The organism is Methylobacterium sp. WL7 (assembly GCF_008040085.1).
Classification (GTDB): Bacteria; Pseudomonadota; Alphaproteobacteria; order Rhizobiales; family Beijerinckiaceae; genus Methylobacterium; species Methylobacterium mesophilicum.
This window is the reverse complement of sequence record NZ_VRVG01000360.1, coordinates 1-583: the sequence shown is the minus strand read 5'-3', so window position 1 is coordinate 583 and position 583 is coordinate 1. Positions and strand designations below refer to the sequence as shown.

The window sequence follows — 583 nt, the reverse complement described above, 5'->3', positions numbered from 1 at the left end:
GGGCCGCGTCCTCGTTGATGAAGTGCACCGGCACCTCGACGGTCACGGTCTGACCGGAGACGACGCGCAGGAAGTCGACGTGCAGCGGGACGCCGGAGACCGGGTCGAGCTGGAAGTCGCGCGGGATGGCATGCCCGAGGCCGATTGGCGGTCTCACCGGTGATCCGGTTGGATCGGTCGGTACGCATTCCGCGCCGTCATCGCGAGCGCAGCGAAGCGACCCAGGGGCACGCTACGATCTGGGAGCGCGCGCTGCACTGGGTTGCTTCGCTGCGCTCGCAATGACGGTGAAGCGCTCTGCCGACCCGTCGAGCCGTACGATATCGAGAGGACGCGATTGATGCGCACGCGCAAGCCCATCACCCCCGGCGATCCGCAGGTGGGCGCCGAGACTCTCGCTGAATCTGATTGCTCTTCCAACGTCAGCGCGGTGCCTCGGGTGCTCGACCGTGAGGACGCGGTGCTCGATGTCCTCCTCCGGCTGACGGTGCAGGAGGCGCTGGACGATCCCCGGCCGGCGATTCCTGCCGTTGAAGTCTTCGCCGCGTTGCGCGCCCACCACGCCGAGCGGATGAAAGCTGCC

Annotated in this window: 1 protein-coding gene and 1 pseudogene; one reads left to right on the top strand and one right to left on the bottom strand. The window is 67.9% G+C overall.

From position 1 onward, the window contains the following. A pseudogene (locus FV233_RS29785) lies at nucleotides 1-130 on the bottom strand (50S ribosomal protein L25); the annotation flags it as partial. 210 nt (nucleotides 131-340) lie between these two features. Between FV233_RS29785 and FV233_RS29780 the strand changes: the two are divergent. Next, the coding region (locus FV233_RS29780) for a type II toxin-antitoxin system ParD family antitoxin (protein ID WP_147899667.1) at nucleotides 341-583 on the top strand (243 nt) is incomplete at its 3' end.